Here is a 19358-nt window from a genome sequence, read left to right on the forward strand (position 1 = left end):
GCGGACAGCCGGGCGGAATCGTCCGGATCGGCTACCATCCGCGCGTGCGAATTTTCGGGGGGATCGCAAAAATCGCCGTGCCCGACGGGGGTGTCGACGACGGCGGAAGCGTGTCGGACGGGGTGGCGTCCGATGGAGCAGTGTCGGATGCCGAGCTGCTCGCAGCACACGTCGCAGGCGATCGGCATGCCTTCTCCGCCTTGCTGGCACGACATCACGACCATCTGTGGCAGGTCGCGCGGCGGACGAGTTACTCGAACGAGGACGCGGCCGACGCGCTGCAGGAGGCACTGCTCTCGGCGCACCGGAGGGCTTCGGGTTTCCGGGAGGACGCCGCGGTCCGCAGCTGGTTGCATTCGATCGTCGTCAACGCGTGCCTCGATCGCATCCGCCGCAATCGTGTCCGCGTGACCGTCCCACTGTTCGAGGACGATTCGCACGACCTGCGTACCCCGCGCGATCCCATCCACGACACCGAGATCGCACTCGACATCGAATCCGCCCTGTTCACACTGCCACCCGACCAGCGGGCAGCCGTCGTCGCGGTGGATGTGGAAGGTTTCTCCGTCCGGGAGGCGGCGCAACGTCTCGGTGTTCCGGAGGGAACGGTCAAGAGCCGCTGCGCCCGCGCGCGGAGCCGGCTCGCAGTTCTTCTCGACGACCTTCGCTCCGAGGGGAACCGATCGTGATCCTCCTCCGTCTTACTCTGGTGAGGGATGCCGAACCGCGGAGGAGAGTCGCGCATGAACGAGGACGAGATGCGTCCGTCGAACTCCGCCGAGATGCGTCCGCCGTACTCCGCGGAGTTGCTCGCCGATCTGCATGCCGGGGTGCTCGACGAGGAGCTCGCCGCCCGGTTGTGGCCGCGCGTGCGCCGCGATCCCGGGGCCGTCGCGTATCTGGCGCGGCTCGACGCGACGCAGGCGCGGTTGTCGGCCCTGCGCGGCGCTCCACCGAAGGAATCGATTCCGCCCGAGATCGCCGCGCGTATCGGTGCCGCTCTCGCGGAGGATCGATCCGACGACCGGTCCGATGTCCGGTCCACACCGTCCCGCATCGCACGGCGTCGCCGGTGGGCGGTGGCCGGTGCCGCGGTCGCGGCCGCAGTGGCGGTGATGCTCGTGGTGGTCGTGCGCGGAACGGCTTTCGGTAGCGACGACCCGACCGGTGTTCCCGTCGCGGCAGCGGAGGACGAGGCCCTGTTCGAACCCTCCACCTTGCGGGCGATGATCGGCGACACCGATCCCGATCTCTTCGGTGGAGCCGATCGTCTCCGAGAATGCTTGGACGCGAACGGTTTCGAAGGCCGGTCCCCGATCGGTTCACGCGCGGTGCGGTACGCCGGCGACGATGCCGTCCTCGTCCTGTTGAGCGGACCGGACGCACCGGCGCTCACCGCTCTGGTGGTCGGAACCGACTGCGACGCAGATGATCCCGCGATATTGGTCCGCAAGACGATCGGCTGACCTTTCGGCGCTCGGGTCCGGCGCTCGGGTCCGGCGCTACGCCACGGTCGACAACAGTTCCAGGATCCGCGCGCGCAGCGCGGGTGTGTCGTCCTCCGCGGCGATGAGGCCGGCGAACAACGCCGCCCCCGCTGCCATCACGAGCACGGCCTTGGCGTCGATCTCGACGTCCGAGCCGTCGCCGTCGGCGAACAGGGCGGTGCTGGGGCCGCTGAACGTGCGCCAGAGCGTGTTGCGGAGGTCGTCGTGGTCCCGCAGTGCCGCGAGAAGCCCCGGGAGCGCAGCGCGGACCTCCGGCCGGGAGAACAATTCGATGCTCCCGGTGACCACCCATTCGATCCAGCCCTTGCGATCGATGCCGTCGTAGGGCGTCAGATCGGGTGCGGAACCGAGCAGTGCGTCGAGCACCAGGTGGGCCTTCGTCGGCCACCGACGCGTGAGTGCGGCGCGGCCGACGCCGGCGCGGGCGGCGACCGCCCGCAGGCTCAGCCCGTCCCAGCCGTGGGAGCGGAGCATCTCGCGGGTGGCGGTGAGGACGTAGTTGTCTATTCGGGGGTCGCGGGGGCGCCCCGGAGCGGTGCTGGGCATGGGATCCGTGATGTCGGGACCGAGTGGGAATCGATCTGGCGCGGAGTGTGACGAGCGTTATAGTCGAAGCGCAATTACGATACCACTGGCATCGAAAGTAGGGGCATGTCTTCGCCGCGACCCACCGTGTTCGAACCGGCCCGACTCGGGCCGCTCACCCTCCGCAACCGCATCGTCAAGGCGGCAACCTTCGAAGGGGTCATGCCTCGAGGAGCCGTCAGCGACGAACTCGTCGAATTCCACGCCGAGGTCGCCCGCGGCGGCACCGCCCTCACGACCGTCGCCTACTGCTCGGTCTCCCACGACGGCCGCGTCCACCGCGACACCCTCGTGCTCGACGCCGACTCCGTCCCCGGCCTGACCCGGCTCACCGACGCCGTGCACGCCGCCGGGGGTCTGGCCTCCGCGCAGATCGGCCACGCCGGACTCGTCGCCAACCAGATCTCCAACAAGATGAAGACGCTCGCGCCGTCCACGCGCATCAGCGCCCCCGCCATGGGGCTCGTCCGCGGCGCGACACTCGAGCAGCTCGATCGGGTGGTCGAGGACTACGCACGCGCCGCGCGCTTCGCCGTCGAGGCCGGATTCGACGCCGTCGAGGTCCACCTCGGGCACAACTACCTGCTCAGCTCCTTCATGAGCCCGAATCTCAACAAGCGCTCCGACAAGTACGGCGGCAGTATCGAGGGCCGTACCGCCTTCCCGCGTCGCGTGCTCGAGGCCGTCCGCACGGCAGTGGGGGAGGGGGTGGCCGTCATCGCGAAGTTCAACATGACCGACGGCGTGCCCCAGGGTCTGTGGCTCGACGAGTCCCTGCCCATGGCCAAGCTCATCGAGTCCGACGGCACCATCCATGCCATGCAGCTCACCGGCGGGAGCTCGCTGTTGAACGGGATGTACTTCTTCCGCGGCGACGTCCCCATGAAGGAGTTCCAGGCGTCGCAGCCGAAGGTCGTCGGCTGGGGACTGAAGGTCTACGGGCCGAAGATCTTCCCGAAGCTCCCGTTCGAGGAGGCATTCTTCCTGCCCATGGCCCGGCAGTTCCGGGAGGAACTGAAGATCCCGCTGATCCTGCTCGGCGGCATCAACCGGCTCGACACTATCGAGACGGCGCTCGACGAAGGCTTCGAGTTCGTCGCCATGGGCCGCGCGCTGCTGCGTGATCCGTATCTCGTCCGCAAGTTCGAGGAGAAGACGGCACACGAAGGTCTGTGCATCCACTGCAACAAGTGCATGCCGACCATCTATACGGGCACGCGTTGCGTGATCCGCGAGACGCTGCGGGACGTGCCCGGCGCGGCCTGAGACCGTACCGGTTCGCATCGAGGGCGGGCCGGTCGGGCCACCGGCCGGTCCGTACGGGGCGTCTGTGGCGGGACGCACGGCGGAAGGGGAACAACACCGTTTACCCTGGTGTTGACAGTATCTGTAGGCTGCCGTCCGGTTCCGACCGGATCGCCCGCAGTCCTCGCGCCCCCGTTCACCCAACCGGAAGGCTCCGCCGCATGACGACCTCGCCCACGATTCACGACCTCATCATCGTCGGTTCGGGACCGGCCGGATACACCGCCGCCATCTACGCGGCCCGCGCCGAACTCACCCCGCTCGTCTTCGAGGGAACGCAGTTCGGTGGCGAGCTCATGACCACCACCGAGGTCGAGAACTTCCCGGGCTTCAAGGACGGGATCATGGGCCCGGAGCTCATGGACCAGATGCGCGAGCAGGCACTGCGTTTCGGCGCCGATCTGCGCACCGAGGACGTCGACGAGATGGACCTCACGGGCCCGGTCAAGACGGTCGTCGCCAATGGCGAGACCTACCGCAGCCACGCCGTCATCCTCGCGATGGGCGCCGAGCCGCGTTACCTCGGTGTGCCCGGGGAGTCGCAGCTGCTCGGCCGCGGCGTTTCCGCCTGCGCGACCTGCGACGGCTTCTTCTTCCGCGACCAGGACATCGCCGTCGTCGGCGGTGGCGACTCCGCGATGGAGGAGGCGACCTTCCTGACGCGCTTCGCGCGCAGCGTCACCCTCATCCACCGCCGCGAGGAGTTCCGCGCCTCGAAGATCATGCTCGAGCGCGCCCGCGCCAACGAGAAGATCCGCTTCGTCACCAACGCGAAGGTCGCCGAGGTGCAGGGCGAGAACAGCGTCACCAACCTCGTCCTCGAGGACACCGTCACCGGCGAGCGCAGCGACCTGCCGGTCACCGGCTTGTTCGTCGCCGTCGGCCACGACCCGCGCAGCTCGCTCGTCAAGGGTCAGGTCGACCTCGACGACGAGGGCTACGTGAAGGTCTCGGCGCCGTCCACCGCGACCTCCGTGCCGGGTGTCTTCGCCGCGGGCGACCTCGTCGACCACACCTACCGCCAGGCGATCACCGCCGCCGGCACCGGATGCTCGGCGTCCATCGACGCGGAGCGGTGGCTCGTCGCGAACCGCGAGGTCGAGGCGCCGACGCTCGCCGAGGCCTGATCCACCACCCCGTTCCACATTCCACCCCGAGATTCAGGAGACATCCGTGGCCGACAAGAACACCGTCACCATCACCGACTCGTCGTTCGTCGAGGACGTACTGCAGTCCGAGAAGCCCGTCCTCGTCGACTTCTGGGCCACCTGGTGCGGTCCGTGCAAGATGGTCGCTCCGGTTCTCGAGGAGATCGCGGCCGAACACGGCGACAAGCTGACCGTCGCCAAGCTCGACATCGACGCCAATCCGTCGGCCGCACGCGACTACCAGGTCATGTCGATTCCCACGATGATCCTCTTCTCCGGTGGCAAGCCGACGAAGACGATCGTGGGGGCCAAGGGCAAGGCGGCGTTGCTTCGGGATCTCGCGGACGTCCTGTAGTACCGTCCCAGGATCAACCTCTCGGATGTGCCCGTGAGCCCGTCTTCACGGGCACATCCTTCATCCAACCCCCGTTCGATGCTGCCCAGCCCTCACGCCGGGCACCGATCCTGTCAGCACGGAAAGGCCCGATACATGCGCCCTCTTCGTCACGGCGACCACGGTCCGGCGGTCGCCGAGATCCGGAGCACCTTGGCCGGCCTGGGCTTCCTGCACAACGAGCCCGAGGAGTCGGGCGACTGGATGGGATCGGACGTCCCCTTCGATCGTGAACTCGACGGAGCCGTGCGCGCGTTCCAGCAGCAGCGCGGTCTGCTCGTCGACGGGACCGTAGGCCCCGCGACCTACCGTTCCTTGAAGGAAGCGTCGTACAAGCTCGGTGCGCGCACCCTGATGTATCAGCTCTCCGCTCCGCTCTACGGCGACGACGTCGCGGCCCTGCAGACCCGTCTGCAGGATCTCGGCTTCTACGTCGACCGCGTGGACGGCTACTTCGGTCCGAAGACCCACGAGGGTCTGTGCTCCTTCCAGCGCGAGATCGGACTCGCCTCCGACGGCATCTGCGGTGCCGAGACACTGCGCTCGCTCGAACTGCTCGGCACGCGCGTGTCGGGCGGGTCGCCCCACGCGATCTCCGAGGAGGAGATCGTGCGCCGCTCCGGTCCGCAGCTCAGCGGCAAGCGCATCGTCATCGACCCGGGTCTCGGCGGCAACACCCACGGCATCATCGTGCCGAGCCCCCACGGCCCGATCTCCGAGGCCGACATCCTGTGGGATCTCGCGCGTCGGCTCGAGGGCCGGATGGCGGCGACGGGCATGGAGACCTTCCTGTCGCGGCCGTACCACGTGAATCCGACCGACGTCGAACGCGCGGGCACGTCCAACGCGTTCGGTGCCGACCTCATGATCTCGCTGCGGTGCGACGCGAGCCACAGCCCCGCCGCGAACGGCATCGCGAGCTTCCACTACGGCAACTCGCACGGGTCCGAGTCGATGATCGGACAGGTGCTCTCCGGTTACATCCAGCGCGAGATCGTCGCCCGCACGAGCCTGCAGGACTGCCGCAGCCACGGCCGCACCTGGGATCTGCTGCGCCTGACGAACATGCCGACGGTGCAGATCGATCTCGGTTACCTCACCAACGAGCAGGACGCCGCGCTGCTCGCCGATCCGCGCAGCCGCGACATCATCGCCGAGGCGATCCTCATCGCGGTGAAGCGGCTGTACCTGCTCGGCCAGGACGACCAGCCGACCGGCACGTACACCTTCGCCGAGTTGCTTGCCGAAGAGTTGTCCATCTCCGACAGTCGCTAGCAGGCCCGTAGACGAGAAAAGGACCGCCCCGCAGAGTCTGCGGGGCGGTCCTTCTTCGTCGGTGTCCGGTGTACGTCAGTGGGCGCCGACGGCCGAACCTGCGGTCAGATCCGCGACGGTGAGAGAGGACTCCTCGAGGAGCCGATCGAGGGCGGCCTCCACGGCGAACTTCCACTCGTGGTCGCGGTCGAGCTCGAGACGCAGCCGCGGGTAGCGGTAGTGCGGGGCGACGACCTCGAAGCCCATGTCCTCGAGGAAGTCTCCGTCGATCATGCACTCCGTGTCGGAGCACCCGAGTGCGGCCGTCGCGTGCGGCACATCGCTCGCTTCTAGGTCGGCGGTACGTCGGATCCCGAAGGCCTCGATGGCACGGACGTTACGACGGACGAGATCGGAGACGACACCGCGGATGAGGTCGGCTCCGACATCCGGCTCGTCCGCGTGCGGTTCGGTCCGCATGGATGTCAGCAGGATCGCGTCGGCGCTGACGGGCGCGGTAGGGAAGGCCTGCGCGCGGGGAACCATGCCCGGCGGAGCGTAGAGCGCGCACCCGGCGGCCTTGTCGCCGATCGTCGCGATCTGGCCGCACGACCCCCATTCGAGAAGGACCATGGACAGCCATGCTTCCTTCTCGAATTCGGGGTCGGCGAATTGCTGAACGTCGGACGATGAGGTGGGATCCAGCTCCCAGAAAACGCACCGTCGCGCATGAGCAGGCAACTGCTCGATCCCACTCAACGTGAGCGGTGATACTCGGGTCGACACGGGATAGCTCGCCTCCACGTCTTTCGTCTACAGACTGTTGTCTTGCTCCGACGAGGAGTCAAGAAAGGTCGGTCTGAGACTCCATCATCTTCACGATGCGTTCGAGGTCGTCGACCGAACCGAACTCCACCACGATCTTGCCCTTGCGCTTGCCGAGGCTCACGGTCACGCGCGTGTCGAAGGAGTTCGACAGGCGCTCCGCGACGTCCTGCAGCCCCGGCATCTGGATGGGCTTCCGACGCTTCTGCTGCGGAGCGTCGGGGGTGTCGTTGCGGTTGGCGAGCACGACGGCTTCTTCCGTCGCCCGCACGGACAGGCCCTCGGCGACGATGCGTGCGGCGAGTGCCTCCTGAGCGTCGGCACCGGCCTCGAGCGCCAACAAGGCACGCGCGTGCCCGGCCGACAGCACTCCGGCCGCCACGCGTCGTTGCACCGCGACCGGCAATTTGAGCAGCCGGATCATGTTCGTGATGACCGGCCGCGACCGTCCGAGCCGACTCGCGAGTTCCTCGTGGGTGACCTCGAACTCCTCGAGCAACTGCTGATAGGCCGCGGCCTCTTCGAGGGGGTTGAGCTGCACCCGGTGGATGTTCTCGAGCAGCGCGTCGCGCAACAGCGATTCGTCCTCGGTGTCGCGGACGATCGCGGGGATCGTGCCGAGGCCTGCCTCCTGGACGGCACGCCAGCGACGCTCACCCATCACGAGCTGGAATCGGTCGCCTTCGAGACGGCGGACCACGACCGGCTGCATGAGCCCGAACTCGCGGACGGAGTGGACGAGCTCGGCGAGCGCTTCCTCGTCGAAGACCTGCCGCGGCTGCTTCGGGTTGGGCTCGATCCGGTCGATCGGGATCTCGAGGTACACCGCTCCGGTGGGGGAGGGGAGGGGTTCGCTTTCGGATGCCGCTCCGGACGCCCGTGCCGCGTCGTCCTCGACGGGCTCCGCCGGGGACGCGGGCGCCGGCGTTCTGCCGTCGCCGATGATGAGATCGGCGGCTGCCATGCCCAGACCCGAGGACGGGAGGTTCAGGACCGACGAGCCGGGGCGACGCGACGCAGCCGACTTGGACTGTCCGCCCGAAGCAGGCTTCGACGGTTCACCCGCGGCCGGTGCGGACTTGGCCGGCGCAGGAACGGCCGGAGCCGCGGTATTGGTGGGAGCGGTGGCCGTGGGAGCGGTGGCAGTGGAACTCGGGGCGGCCGTGGGCTTCTGCTCTGCATCCACCGGGGGACCGGTGGGGATGAGCGCTGCCAGACCTCGACCGAGCCCGCCTTTACGTGTCGCGCTCATCTGTTCCCCTGATTCTCGTGTACCCCGCGTGCCGCCAACTCGCGCCCGGCGTCGAGGTAGCTCATCGCGCCGCGCGATCCAGGATCGTAGTCGAGAACGGTCATCCCGTAACCGGGAGCTTCGGAAACCTTCACGCTGCGGGGAATGACCGAACGCAGCACCGCGCTGCCGAAGTGCGCACGCACCTCTGCGGCGACCTGATCGGCCAGCTTGGTGCGACCGTCGTACATCGTCAGGAGGACGGTGGAGACGTGCAGTTCGGGGTTGAGGTGCGACTGGACGAGCTCGATGTTGCGCAGGAGCTGCCCGACACCTTCGAGTGCGTAGTACTCGCATTGGATGGGTATGAGAACTTCCTTCGCCGCGACGAGCGCGTTGACCGTGAGCAGACCGAGCGACGGCGGGCAGTCGATGATCACGTAGTCGAACTCGCGGTCGCCTAGCGCCTCCTTGGTGAGGGCGTTCCGGAGGCGGTTCTCGCGCGCGACCATCGAGACGAGTTCGATCTCGGCACCGGCGAGATCGATCGTGGCGGGGATACAGAAGAGGCGTTCGTTGTGCGGGCTCTGCTGCACGGCCTCGGCGGCATTGATCTCGCCGAGGAGGATCTCGTAGCTCGAGGGCACACCGGAATAGTGCGGCACGCCCAGGGCGGTGCTCGCGTTGCCCTGCGGATCGAGGTCGACCACGAGGACCGACAATCCTTGCACGGCGAGCGCGGAGGCGATGTTCACCGCCGTGGTGGTCTTACCGACCCCGCCCTTCTGATTGGCGATCGTGAAGACGCGACGCTCGCGCGGCTTGGGCAGTGCGTTGGCGTCGCTCGGATGCAGGACCTGGGTGGCGCGATGAGCAGCCGCGCCGATCGGGGTGTCGACGGTGGAGAAACCGTCGAAGGGTACGGGGGAGAAGTCGTCCTCGGCGCCTCCGGTTTCACGTGAAACAGCGGATTCAGATCCACCCGTCATAGAACACTCCTTACACGTAGATCCGCTCGGTTCGCACGCTACATCCTCGTCGCTTCCCGGTCGCGACTTCGAAGACCGGGTCGAGGCGCCGAAGGGAGAATGCGAGTCCCGGGCCCGGAGCTGTCCCCGGCCTTCCGACCACGCGCACGCATTCTCAGTTGGTCAGTATCCCATCCGCATTCTAGGTTCCGTCGGCGACATGGCCGGGTGACGTTTCACGTGAAACGGGGAGCGGAGTTGTTTCACGTGAAACACGCGGAGGAGCGGCTCGGTGGTTTCACGTGAAACAATCCCGACCCATACGAGTGGGCTCGAGAACCGCGAACACCCAGACTGAAATGCTCTGGTCCGCAATGCTATTCACATTAGTGAGTTTCAATCGTAGTGCACAGGAAGATAATTCGTTTGATAAATACATTTCAGAGAATCTGAAACATCACAGTGACGAAACGTCATGGGGTGATCGGGTCTGGTGTGACAACGTCCGAAACAACCGTTTTGCACCGGTAATGTACTCGAGTAGATTCCTCGAGTCGGAAAGAATGTCTCGGAAACGGCAACACCCTCCCGACCCGGTAGGGGAGGGGAGGGTGTCGGGGCGATCGTCGTGCCAGGCGATTCGCTCAGCGCTTCTTGCGACGCCGCGCCGGCCGCGGAATCCGCTCGGCCTTCACGACGATCGTGGGTGTCGGAAGGAGATTGCCTCCGCACTCGAGCACCTCGAGATTGCCGGCACCGAGGCGAGCGAGTTCGTCGTGATCGCGGTCGATCTCTTCTCGAGCGGACGAACCCTTCAACGCCAGCATCCGGCCTCCCTCGTGGACGAGGGGGAGCGACCACTTGGCGAGCTTGGCGAGAGGTGCGACGGCACGGGAAGTCACGACGTCTGCGCCGCCCACCTCCTGGAGGACGCTCGGCTGCTCAGCACGGCCACGGACCACGAGAATGTTCTCGATCCCGTGGGATTCGACGAACTCCGCCAGATAGACGGTGCGGCGCAGAAGCGGCTCGACGAGCGTGACCTGGAGGTCGGGACGGGCAAGTGCGAGAGGAATACCCGGAAGACCGGCACCGCTGCCCACGTCGACGACTGTCTCACCCTCCTGGATGAGTTCGCCCACCACGGCGCAGTTGAGAATGTGTCGTTCCCACAGGCGCGGCACCTCACGCGGCCCGATGAGCCCCCGCTCGACACCTGCCGTCGACAACGAATGGTGGTACCGCTCGGCAAGTTCGGTCCGATCCCCGAAGACCCGCTGCGCGACCGTCGACAGTTCCGCCTCGTGCTGTTCCACGTGAAACATCCTTTCCTGTCGGCTCACCCGAAACAACATCGGGACCCACAGCATCAGTTACGAAAAGGCGAAGAGGGACCCTGACGACGCAGAGTCCCTCTTCGGTCGGCACGGCCGACTCAATCCTTGACGATCACCACACGGCGGTGCGGTTCCGCACCCTCGCTCTCGCTGGACACACCGTCGATCTTCGCGACGGCGTCGTGCACGATCTTGCGCTCGAACGGCGTCATCGGCTCGAGCTCTTCGCGCTTGCTGGTCTCGAGCACGCGCTTCGCGGCCGACGCGCCGAGCGAGGAGAGCTCGGCACGCTTGCCTGCACGCCACCCGGCGATGTCGAGCATGAGCTTGCTGCGCTCGCCGGTCGCCTGCTGCACGGCGAGACGGGTGAGCTCCTGCAGAGCGTCGAGAACCTCACCGTTGCGACCCACCAGCTTGGTCAGATCCTTACCGCCGTCGATGCTCACGACCGCGCGGTCGCCCTCGACGTCGAGGTCGATGTCACCGTCGAAATCGAGAACGTCGAGCAACTGCTCCAGGTAGTCGCCGGCGATCTCGCCTTCTTCGATGAGGTAGTCGTCATCGAGATCGGCGTCCGCCGCAGTGTCGCGCTCCTCGGGTGCCACCGCGAGGTCCTCTTCCACCTTGTCCAGGTCACTGGCCATATTCAGCTCTCTTCTACTTCGGTCAGCGCCGCTTGCGCTTGGAGTTCTTGGGTCGGCTACCCGGCTTGGGAGCGGACGCACCGGACTTCGAAGCCGCAGGGGAGCCGTCGCCGGCCGCGGCGTCCTTCTGCAGCGACACCTCGCCGGTCTCGTCGACCGTGGCATCGACGGCGTCGGACGCTGCGGCCGAGCCCTTCTTCTTGGACTTGTCGGGGCGAGCACCCGGCTTCGGTGCGTTCTCGTTCCGGCGGGCCAGAGCCGCAGCCTTCTTCTCCTCTTCCTCCTTGTCGATACGGCGGAAGACGAGGTGCTGCTGTCCGTAGGTCCAGATGTTGTTGCTGACCCAGTAGATGATGACGGCGATCGGCAGGAACGGACCACCGACGAGCACACCGAGTGGGAAGACGTACAGGGCCAGCTTGTTCATGATCGCGGCCTGCGGGTTCGCGGCGGCCTGCGCGCTCTGGCGGGAGACCGAGGCACGAGCGTTGAAGTGCGTGGCGACGCCGGCGACGATCATGAGCGGCACCGCGACGGCGGCAATTTGCCAGCGCGTCGGAATGCCGCCGAAAGGCTCGAACGCCTCGAGCGACGCCATCGGCTGCGTGATCCACGACGAAATCGGAGCACCGAACAGGCGGGCGCTCAGGAACGACTGGACGTCCTCCGGGCTGAACGCATAGTTGCCGATCTGCGCGTTCTCCTCCGGAGTCAGCCCGAGCTGGCCGAAGCCGGTACCCGTGCGGTTGAACGAACGCAGCACGTGGAACAAGCCGATGAAGACCGGGACCTGCAGCAGAACGGGCAGACAGCCCATCAACGGATTGAAGCCGTGCTCCTTCTGGAGCTTCTGCATCTCGAGTGCCTGGCGCTGCCGGTCCTTGGCGTACTTCTTCTGAAGTGCCTTGATCTGCGGCTGCAGCTCCTGCATCTGGCGGGTCGTGCGAACCTGCTTGACGAAGGGCTTGTAGAGAATCGCGCGCAGGGTGAACACGAGGAACACCACCGACAGCGCCCAGGTCCAACCGCTGTCCGGTCCTAGGAACGGGATCGCGGCGAAGACTTTGTGCCAGACCCAGAGGATCCAGGACACGGGATAGTAGATGAAGTCGAGCACGGCTCTATGTACTCCTCTGGTCGTCCATGATCGCCACGAAGAGGCGTCGGTCTCGGGTCTCGGCTCCGGTCAGGTACCCACTGGGGACGACCGATGTTTCCGTTCGGGTACCGGATCCCACCCACCAGGGTGCCAGGGGCCACACTTGAGCAGTCTCACCGATGCCAGGACCGCACCGACGACGACACCCCGCGTGCGCAGCGCCTCCACGGCGTACTCGCTACAAGTCGGGGTGAATCGACAGGTCGGCATCCGTGTGGGCGACACATAGGTGCGATAGAGCTCGATACAGAAGATCAATGCCCGGGCCGGGGCGGACCGCAGGGACCGCCACCACGACCTCCGCTCGGGCTCGGTCATGCGCGAGCACTCCCATGCGAGGCGGAAGCACCGGCGTCGAGCAGTCCGAGGCGGGTGAGACCCGACCGCACCTGTTTGTCGAGCTCACGGGAATCCGCGATGGCAGCGCCGGGTAGTGCGCGCAGCACGATGTCGGTCTCGGAGGGCAGAGCCTCGACGAGACCTGCACAGATATGACGAAGCCGGCGTGCGACTCGATGTCGAATCACCGCCGGCCCGACAGCCTTGCTCACGACCAGTCCGAAACGCGGACCGCCGACACTCACCAAGGACTCGGTGCGATCGCGTTCGAGAACGTGAACGACCAGATCCCGCCGCCCCTGACGACGCCCTCGGCGGACGGTATCCGAGAAATCCGAGTGGCGCCGCAGTCGATACGGCTCAGGTAGCACCCCGAGCTCCCGTTAGGGAATCAGGCGGTGAGAGAAGCGCGGCCCTTACGGCGACGCGCCGAAACGATCGCGCGACCCGCACGGGTGCGCATCCGGAGACGGAAGCCGTGAACGCGCGCGCGGCGTCGGTTGTTCGGCTGGAACGTCCGCTTGCCCTTGGCCACGGTCGACACTCCTCGATAATTCTGCGACGGCGCGGCAAGCACCGTCGTCCAACGTGTACGTGAATTCGCAGGATTCGTATTGCTCGACTCGAGCCGGACGAACCCGTCACCTCGGTATGAGTGACTGTTCGAGGCTACTCGGACGCGGGCGCGAAATCAAACCGCGACGAACAGCGCCGATCAACGCGACACGCCGGACCTGTTCGGCGAAAACTACTCGCCGAGAAGATATGTGATCCGGAGCACAGCTCGGGTACGCTTTGGGCCATGTCTTCGACGGCGCATCGCGACTACCTGTGCAGTCCCGCGTCTCGCTCCGTTCGACGACGATGTGCCGGCCGGTGACGGCCTGCTGCCCCGCGCCTCTTCGGGCGTCGTCGCGCAGCTTCTCCGGGCGCGTTCACCGAACACGGAGTCGGACCGCGTAGCACCGTGTGTCACACTGATCCCCGCAGACCGCCCGGGCCCACGAGCCCCGCCGAGCGAATACACACCTCCCATCCACACATCCACCGGGTGATTCCCCCGGTTGTCCACACCTGTGGATAATCGTGTGGAAAACCGGTGACCAAAGGGAGGGAAGCTGCGTGAGCGACGAGCCGAACGCGCTGGCCGATGTGTGGACGGACGTCGTATCCGAGCTGACCATCGACGACGGAATGCTGACGAAGAGCCAGAAGGCATGGCTCGCGCTGGTAAAACCGATCACGCTCGCACAGGGATTCGCGCTGCTCTCGGTGCCGTCCACCCTCGCCCAGCAATCGATCGAACGCGATCTGCGCGAACCCATCCTCCGCACCCTCAACCGGCACCTCGGTCACCGGGTCGAGGGTCTCGGTGTGCGTGTCGAACCGCGGGAACGCATGGACGACCCCGCCGAGGATCCCTACGCCGAACCCCGCGACACGCTGCCCCTCGAGGGTCTGCCAGAAGATGCACAGCCTGTGAATCCGCGCACGGCAGAGCCCCGCAGCCGTGACCCGCGCACGGCAGAGCCCCGCAGCCGTGACCCGCGCACGGCAGAGCCCCGCAGCCGTGACCCGCGCACGGCAGAGCCCCGCAGCCGTGACCCGCGCACGGCAGAGCCCCGCAGCCGTGACCCGCGCACGGCAGAGCCCCGCAGCCGTGACCCGCGCACGGCAGAGCCCCGCAGCCGTGACCCGCGCACGGCAGAGCCCCGCAGCCGTGATCTGCGTCGTGACCCTCCGATGCCCCGGGATGTCGCCGGCGCGCGGGACGGGGCTGTGGCCAGGGACGGCGTCGGGCCGATGGACGGGGGATTCACCCGGGACGGCATGCTTCCCGGTGAGGGTGCGGCCTATCGGCGACGCCTGATCTCCTCGCGCGAGCACGACATGCTCGAGGCCGACCACGGCGAACTCGAGGAGGTCGACGACGACCGGGAGGCGATGACCGCCGTCCGCGAGTCGTGGCCGTCCTATTTCACCCAGCCCCCGCCGCCCGAGACGCCGCCCATCGGCAGCAGCAGCCTCAACGCGAAGTACACCTTCGACACCTTCGTGATCGGTGCGTCGAACCGGTTCGCGCACGCCGCGGCGGTGGCCATCGCCGAGGCACCGGCGCGCGCCTACAACCCCCTGTTCATCTGGGGCGCCTCGGGCCTGGGGAAGACCCATCTGCTGCACGCCGCCGGCCACTATGCACAGCGCCTCTTCCCGGGCATGCGGGTGAAGTACGTCTCCACCGAGGAGTTCACGAACGACTTCATCAACAGCCTCCGCGACGACCGCAAGGTCGCGTTCAAGCGGCGCTACCGCGAGACCGACATCCTCCTCGTCGACGACATCCAGTTCATCGAGGGCAAGGAAGGCATCCAGGAGGAGTTCTTCCACACTTTCAACACCCTCCACAACGCCAACAAGCAGATCGTCGTCTCGTCCGACCGGCCGCCCAAGCAGCTCGCGACGCTCGAGGAACGACTGCGGACCCGGTTCGAGTGGGGCCTGATCACCGACGTCCAGCCGCCGGAACTCGAGACGCGCATCGCGATCCTGTCGAAGAAGGCGCGCATGGACGGTCTGAACGTGCCGCACGACGTGCTCGAGCTGATCGCGAGCCGGATCGAACGCAATATCCGCGAACTCGAGGGTGCCCTGATCCGTGTGACGGCCTTCGCGTCGCTCAACAGGCAGCCGCTCGATCTCACCCTCGCCGAGGTCGTGCTGCGTGATCTGATGCCGGATTCCTCGGCTCTCGAGATCAATGCCGCCACGATCATGGCTGTGACCGCGGAGTACTTCGGGACGTCGATAGACGACCTGTGCGGCCCCGGAAAGGCACGGCCGCTGGCGCAGGCCCGCCAGATCGCGATGTATCTGTGCCGCGAGCTCACCGACCTGTCGCTGCCGAAGATCGGGCAGACCTTCGGTCGCGACCACACCACAGTCATGTACGCGGACAAGAAGATTCGCAAGGAGATGACCGAGCGTCGCAAGGTCTACGACCAGGTGCAGGAGCTCACCGCGCGTATCAAGCAGCGGTCCAAGCGCTGATTCCTCGAGCCTCGAGTTTCCATCCACAGGGAGCGTCCACAGGGCGCTCCCTGTCCCGTATCTCGAGAAATTTCCGGTCCCCACACCTGTGGACAAGGGTGTGCAGAACGTGGGATCTTTGTGGACGAACGGTGGACAAAGAATGAACAGTCTCGAGGAATCCACATTCATCCTCGAGAACTCCTCGAGTTCATCCTCGAGTTCGACGCCCTCGAGAACGTCGCCCCACCAGCCTAGACGGTCGTTCGTCCACAGATTCCACAGGCCCTATTACTACTTCTGTGAGTTCTCTTCAGAAATCTTCTTTCAAAACAGGTGTGTGGAGAGCGTCGGTCCACAGGCCCTCGAGTGAGGCTCACGCCTCGAGCCTCCCGGCTTTCCAAGCAGCGAGGGAAGGCATAGCGTGGACCCGCATCCCCCGGCTCCGCTCTCATCGGTGTCGGGGTTCTGTGACAGACTTCGTAGACTTGTCGAGACCACGATCGAAGGGATCCACCGGGCGATGGAGCTGGGAAGTATGAAGTTTCGTGTGCCTCGCGAGGACTTCGCTGATTCCGTTGCATGGGTTGCCCGAAGCCTTCCGTCGCGACCCCCCGTTCCCGTCCTGGGCGGTGTCCTGCTCGGAGCGGACGAACGCGGGCTGACGGTCTCGGGCTTCGATTACGAGGTATCCGCGCAGGTCCACGTCTCGGCCGAGGTCATCACCCCCGGTCAGGTGCTGGTGTCCGGCAAGCTGCTCGCCGACATCACCCGCGCGTTGCCCCACAAGCCTGTGGATGTCGTGCTCGACGGCACCCGTGTGCTCATCACGTGCGGTAGCGCCAAGTTCTCGCTCCCCACCATGCCTGTGGAGGACTACCCGCAGCTGCCCGCGCTCCCGCAGCAGACCGGTGCACTCTCCGGCGATCTGTTCGCCGAGGCCATCAGCCAGGTCGCCGTCGCCGCCGGCAAGGACGACACGCTTCCCATGCTCACGGGCATCCGAGTCGAGATCGAGGGCACCGACATGGTGCTCGCTGCCACCGACCGTTTCCGTCTCGCAGTGCGCAAGCTCGAGTGGATGCCCACCGCGGAGTCCACCAGCTCGGCCGTGCTCGTGCCCGCAAAGACCCTCTCCGAGGCCGCGAAAACTGTTGGCGGGTCGTCCAACTCCCCGGTCCAGCTCGCGCTCGGCAGCGGGTCGTCGGTGGGCGCCGAGGGCCTGCTCGGCATCGTCGCCGAAGGTCGCCGCACCACCACGCGCCTGCTCGACGCCGAATTCCCCAAGTTCCGCCAGTTGCTCCCCAACGAGCACACCGCGATGGCGACCGTCGAGATCGCACCGTTGGTGGACGCGATCAAGCGTGTCGCGCTGGTCGCCGAGCGCGGTGCGCAGGTCCGACTCGAGTTCACCGAGGGCAGCGTGATGCTGTCCGCCGGTGGCGACGACGCCGGCCGCGCCGAGGAATCGCATCCCGCGGAGTTCTTCGGTGAGCCGCTGATCATCGCGTTCAACCCCGGCTACCTGCTCGACGGTCTGACGTCGCTGCACACCGACAAGGTCTCGTTCGGGTTCACCACTTCGAGTCGTCCGGCCGTGCTGCGGCCGGCGCTCGACGAGGAGCCCGTGCCGGATTCCTCGGGTACGTTCGCCGCTCCGGACAGCGATTACACCTATCTTCTGATGCCGGTGCGCCTGCCGGGCTGACCGGCCCCGAGACTGGACCCCCGTGTACGTTCGCACCTTCTCGCTGCGCGACTTCCGTTCGTGGAGAACGGTTTCCGTCGACCTCACTCCGGGGGCGACGGTCTTCGTCGGGCGCAACGGACACGGGAAGACCAATCTGCTCGAGGCCCTCGGATATCTGTCGACGCTGTCGTCGCACCGGGTGTCCTCCGACGGCCCGCTGCTGCGGGCCGGCACGTCGCGGGCGTTCGCCGGGGCGCTGGTCGTCAACAACGGTCGTGAGCTCGGTATCGACATCGAGATCAACGAGGGCAAGCAGAACCGGGCGCGGATCAATCAGTCGCCCGCCCGGCGTCCTCGAGAGATCCTCGGCATCCTCCGCACGGTGCTCTTCGCCCCGGAGGATCTGTCGCTCGTGCGCGGCGACCCGGGCGATCGCCGGCGGTTCCTCGACGAACTGCTCAGCACGCGTTTCCCGCGGATGAGCGGGGTTCGGGCCGACTACGACAAGGTGCTGCGCCAGCGATCCGCCCTGCTCAAGACCGCGGGGGGAGCACTGCGGCGAGGGAGTCGCTCGAGCGACGGGGCGGGCGCTCTGGCGACCCTCGACGTGTGGGACGGTCATCTCGCGGCCCACGGAGCCGAGCTGCTCGCCGCGCGCATCGCGTTGCTGCACGAACTGGCCCCGCACGTGTCCGAGGCGTACCGCTCGATCGCACCCGAGTCGCGTCCGGCGAGCCTGCGTTATCGCAGCAGCCTGGCCGACGCGCTGCCGCCGGAGTTCTCCGACCCGGCCCGCACGCCCGCGCCCGACGACCGGGAGTTTCTCGAGACCGTCTTCCTCCACCGCCTCGCGGAGGTGCGGTCGAAGGAGATCGAACGCGGCGTCTGCCTCGTCGGACCCCACCGCGACGATCTCGACCTGACGCTCGGTGCCGAACCCGCGAAAGGCTATGCGAGCCACGGCGAATCGTGGTCGTTCGCGCTCGCACTGCGGCTCGGGGCATTCGCCCTGCTCCGCACCGACGGCACCGATCCCGTGCTCATGCTCGACGACGTCTTCGCCGAACTCGACCGACGGCGCCGCTCCGCCCTCGCCGAGGTCGCCGCGACGGCCGAACAGGTGCTGATCACGGCGGCCGTGCCGGAGGACGTGCCGGCCGAACTGAACGGCGCCCGATACCCCGTGCATGCCGAGGACACCGAAGAAGGTCGTATCTCTGTGCTGGGATCGGTGCAACGGGAGACGGACCCGCTCACCGGGGAGGTCGGATGAACGACGAACAAGCAGGTCCCGAACGCGGTGCCGGGCCGGAGCCGAAGGGCATCGATCTGGCCCGCCGCGCGCTCGAGGAGGCTCGAGCTGCCGCCAAGGCGAGCGGTAAGGCCGTCGGCCAGGGACGCGCGTCGCGCGGGCCGCTGCGCCCGAAACGCCGACGTCGTGGCTGGTCGGGGCCAGGGCCGGACGACCGCGATCCCCAGACCCTCGGTTCGCTCGCGCAGTCGCTGTCCAAACAGCGGGGCTGGTCGGCGCACGTGTCCGAGGGCACCGTCATGGGAAGCTGGGCGCGGGTCGTCGGCGACGACATCGCGAGCCATGCCCAGCCGACCACACTGCGCGACGGGATCCTGCACGTCTCGGCCGAGTCGACCGCCTGGGCGACCCAGCTGCGGATGATGCAATCGCAGATTCTCGCCAAGATCGCCGCGGCCGTGGGGCACGGGGTGGTCAAGGAACTGCGGATCACCGGCCCGGCGGCTCCGAGCTGGCGGAAAGGCGAACGCCACATCCGCGGCCGCGGACCGCGCGACACCTACGGGTGATCCCGGGCTCGCTCCCGGCCCGTACGAGGGGCGAAAATCGGAGCGCGTAGGAAATCACGTTGTCCGGGTCGCGAAGAGGCCGCTACGGGGACGTCAGCGGTACGGAACGCCCGCTTTCGTGTC

The 19358-nt window shown here is 67.0% G+C and carries 20 protein-coding genes; 10 read left to right on the forward strand and 10 right to left on the reverse strand.

Features of this window, described 5'->3' with window-relative positions; genetic code table 11:
• The first annotated feature begins 140 nt into the window (after positions 1-140).
• Complete coding sequence (gene sigM, locus BO226_RS20395; RefSeq protein WP_064256102.1) at positions 141-689, forward strand: RNA polymerase sigma factor SigM; 549 nt, start codon at positions 141-143, stop codon at positions 687-689.
• 54 nt (positions 690-743) lie between these two features.
• Positions 744-1466, forward strand: coding sequence for a hypothetical protein (locus tag BO226_RS20400; protein WP_064256101.1), 723 nt, complete (start codon positions 744-746; stop codon positions 1464-1466).
• 36 nt (positions 1467-1502) lie between these two features.
• Here the strand turns inward: BO226_RS20400 and BO226_RS20405 are convergent, their stop codons facing one another.
• Entirely contained in the window at positions 1503-2054 is a 552-nt protein-coding gene (locus BO226_RS20405; RefSeq protein WP_064256047.1) for a TetR family transcriptional regulator, read from the reverse strand.
• A gap of 105 nt (positions 2055-2159) precedes the next feature.
• Between BO226_RS20405 and BO226_RS20410 the strand changes: the two genes are divergently transcribed.
• The 4 genes from BO226_RS20410 to BO226_RS20425 all read left to right on the forward strand — a co-directional run bounded on the left by BO226_RS20410 (position 2160) and on the right by BO226_RS20425 (position 6215).
• The gene (locus BO226_RS20410) at positions 2160-3359 is read left to right on the forward strand and encodes an NADH:flavin oxidoreductase (RefSeq protein WP_006550898.1); all 1200 of its coding nucleotides are present in this window, start codon (positions 2160-2162) and stop codon (positions 3357-3359) included.
• Between the two features lie 200 nt (positions 3360-3559).
• Positions 3560-4525, forward strand: a complete 966-nt coding sequence (gene trxB / locus BO226_RS20415) for a thioredoxin-disulfide reductase (RefSeq protein ID WP_006550899.1) — start codon at positions 3560-3562, stop codon at positions 4523-4525.
• Between the two features lie 46 nt (positions 4526-4571).
• Positions 4572-4901, forward strand: coding sequence for a thioredoxin (gene trxA, locus BO226_RS20420; RefSeq protein ID WP_006550900.1), 330 nt, complete (start codon positions 4572-4574; stop codon positions 4899-4901).
• A 135-nt stretch (positions 4902-5036) separates the two neighbouring features.
• Positions 5037-6215 (forward strand): N-acetylmuramoyl-L-alanine amidase, encoded by a 1179-nt coding sequence (locus tag BO226_RS20425; RefSeq protein WP_024102537.1) that lies wholly within the window; start codon positions 5037-5039, stop codon positions 6213-6215.
• A gap of 75 nt (positions 6216-6290) precedes the next feature.
• On the opposite strand, the gene BO226_RS20430 is transcribed toward BO226_RS20425, so the two are convergent.
• The 9 genes from BO226_RS20430 to rpmH form a co-directional block, all read right to left on the reverse strand.
• On the reverse strand, positions 6291-6980 hold the full coding sequence (locus BO226_RS20430; RefSeq protein WP_064256100.1) for a hypothetical protein: 690 nt from the start codon (positions 6978-6980) through the stop codon (positions 6291-6293).
• A 58-nt stretch (positions 6981-7038) separates the two neighbouring features.
• A complete protein-coding gene (locus BO226_RS20435) occupies positions 7039-8271 on the reverse strand; it encodes a ParB/RepB/Spo0J family partition protein (protein WP_071935973.1) in 1233 nt (410 codons plus the stop codon).
• A complete protein-coding gene (locus BO226_RS20440) occupies positions 8268-9239 on the reverse strand; it encodes a ParA family protein (RefSeq protein ID WP_064256046.1) in 972 nt (323 codons plus the stop codon). Before BO226_RS20440 ends, BO226_RS20435 begins: the two co-directional genes overlap by 4 nt.
• Before the next feature lie 623 nt (positions 9240-9862).
• The gene (gene rsmG, locus BO226_RS20445) at positions 9863-10543 is read right to left on the reverse strand and encodes a 16S rRNA (guanine(527)-N(7))-methyltransferase RsmG (protein WP_064256045.1); all 681 of its coding nucleotides are present in this window, start codon (positions 10541-10543) and stop codon (positions 9863-9865) included.
• 110 nt (positions 10544-10653) lie between these two features.
• Complete coding sequence (locus tag BO226_RS20450; protein WP_006550906.1) at positions 10654-11199, reverse strand: Jag family protein; 546 nt, start codon at positions 11197-11199, stop codon at positions 10654-10656.
• Positions 11200-11221: 22 nt separating this feature from the next.
• The gene (gene yidC, locus BO226_RS20455) at positions 11222-12316 is read right to left on the reverse strand and encodes a membrane protein insertase YidC (protein ID WP_006550907.1); all 1095 of its coding nucleotides are present in this window, start codon (positions 12314-12316) and stop codon (positions 11222-11224) included.
• A gap of 69 nt (positions 12317-12385) precedes the next feature.
• Positions 12386-12676, reverse strand: coding sequence for a membrane protein insertion efficiency factor YidD (gene yidD / locus BO226_RS20460; RefSeq protein ID WP_006550908.1), 291 nt, complete (start codon positions 12674-12676; stop codon positions 12386-12388).
• Positions 12673-13068, reverse strand: coding sequence for a ribonuclease P protein component (gene rnpA / locus BO226_RS20465; RefSeq protein ID WP_024102541.1), 396 nt, complete (start codon positions 13066-13068; stop codon positions 12673-12675). The genes yidD and rnpA overlap by 4 nt, the downstream gene beginning before the upstream one ends.
• Positions 13069-13088: 20 nt before the next feature.
• Positions 13089-13232, reverse strand: coding sequence for a 50S ribosomal protein L34 (gene rpmH / locus BO226_RS20470; RefSeq protein WP_006550910.1), 144 nt, complete (start codon positions 13230-13232; stop codon positions 13089-13091).
• 587 nt (positions 13233-13819) lie between these two features.
• Between rpmH and dnaA the strand changes: the two genes are divergently transcribed.
• The 4 genes from dnaA to BO226_RS20490 all read left to right on the forward strand — a co-directional run bounded on the left by dnaA (position 13820) and on the right by BO226_RS20490 (position 19235).
• The gene (gene dnaA / locus BO226_RS20475; RefSeq protein ID WP_071935974.1) at positions 13820-15745 is read left to right on the forward strand and encodes a chromosomal replication initiator protein DnaA; all 1926 of its coding nucleotides are present in this window, start codon (positions 13820-13822) and stop codon (positions 15743-15745) included.
• A gap of 502 nt (positions 15746-16247) precedes the next feature.
• Positions 16248-17432, forward strand: coding sequence for a DNA polymerase III subunit beta (gene dnaN / locus BO226_RS20480; RefSeq protein ID WP_024102543.1), 1185 nt, complete (start codon positions 16248-16250; stop codon positions 17430-17432).
• Positions 17433-17454: 22 nt separating this feature from the next.
• On the forward strand, positions 17455-18687 hold the full coding sequence (gene recF / locus BO226_RS20485) for a DNA replication/repair protein RecF (RefSeq protein WP_064256044.1): 1233 nt from the start codon (positions 17455-17457) through the stop codon (positions 18685-18687).
• The gene (locus tag BO226_RS20490; protein ID WP_064256043.1) at positions 18684-19235 is read left to right on the forward strand and encodes a DUF721 family protein; all 552 of its coding nucleotides are present in this window, start codon (positions 18684-18686) and stop codon (positions 19233-19235) included. The genes recF and BO226_RS20490 overlap by 4 nt, the downstream gene beginning before the upstream one ends.
• Positions 19236-19358: the final 123 nt, after the last annotated feature.

The organism is Rhodococcus sp. 2G (genome assembly GCF_001886355.1).
Taxonomy (GTDB): domain Bacteria; phylum Actinomycetota; class Actinomycetes; order Mycobacteriales; family Mycobacteriaceae; genus Rhodococcus; species Rhodococcus pyridinivorans.

Coding starts and splice junctions, on each gene's coding strand:
- BO226_RS20400 (WP_064256101.1), top strand. CDS start 744: ATGAACGAGGACGAGATGCGTCCGTCGAACTCCGCCGAGATGCGTCCG.
- BO226_RS20405 (WP_064256047.1), bottom strand. CDS start 2,054: ATGCCCAGCACCGCTCCGGGGCGCCCCCGCGACCCCCGAATAGACAAC.
- BO226_RS20410 (WP_006550898.1), top strand. CDS start 2,160: ATGTCTTCGCCGCGACCCACCGTGTTCGAACCGGCCCGACTCGGGCCG.
- trxB (WP_006550899.1), top strand. CDS start 3,560: ATGACGACCTCGCCCACGATTCACGACCTCATCATCGTCGGTTCGGGA.
- BO226_RS20425 (WP_024102537.1), top strand. CDS start 5,037: ATGCGCCCTCTTCGTCACGGCGACCACGGTCCGGCGGTCGCCGAGATC.
- BO226_RS20435 (WP_071935973.1), bottom strand. CDS start 8,271: ATGAGCGCGACACGTAAAGGCGGGCTCGGTCGAGGTCTGGCAGCGCTC.
- BO226_RS20440 (WP_064256046.1), bottom strand. CDS start 9,239: ATGACGGGTGGATCTGAATCCGCTGTTTCACGTGAAACCGGAGGCGCC.
- rsmG (WP_064256045.1), bottom strand. CDS start 10,543: ATGTTTCACGTGGAACAGCACGAGGCGGAACTGTCGACGGTCGCGCAG.
- BO226_RS20450 (WP_006550906.1), bottom strand. CDS start 11,199: ATGGCCAGTGACCTGGACAAGGTGGAAGAGGACCTCGCGGTGGCACCC.
- yidD (WP_006550908.1), bottom strand. CDS start 12,676: ATGACCGAGCCCGAGCGGAGGTCGTGGTGGCGGTCCCTGCGGTCCGCC.
- dnaN (WP_024102543.1), top strand. CDS start 16,248: ATGGAGCTGGGAAGTATGAAGTTTCGTGTGCCTCGCGAGGACTTCGCT.
- BO226_RS20490 (WP_064256043.1), top strand. CDS start 18,684: ATGAACGACGAACAAGCAGGTCCCGAACGCGGTGCCGGGCCGGAGCCG.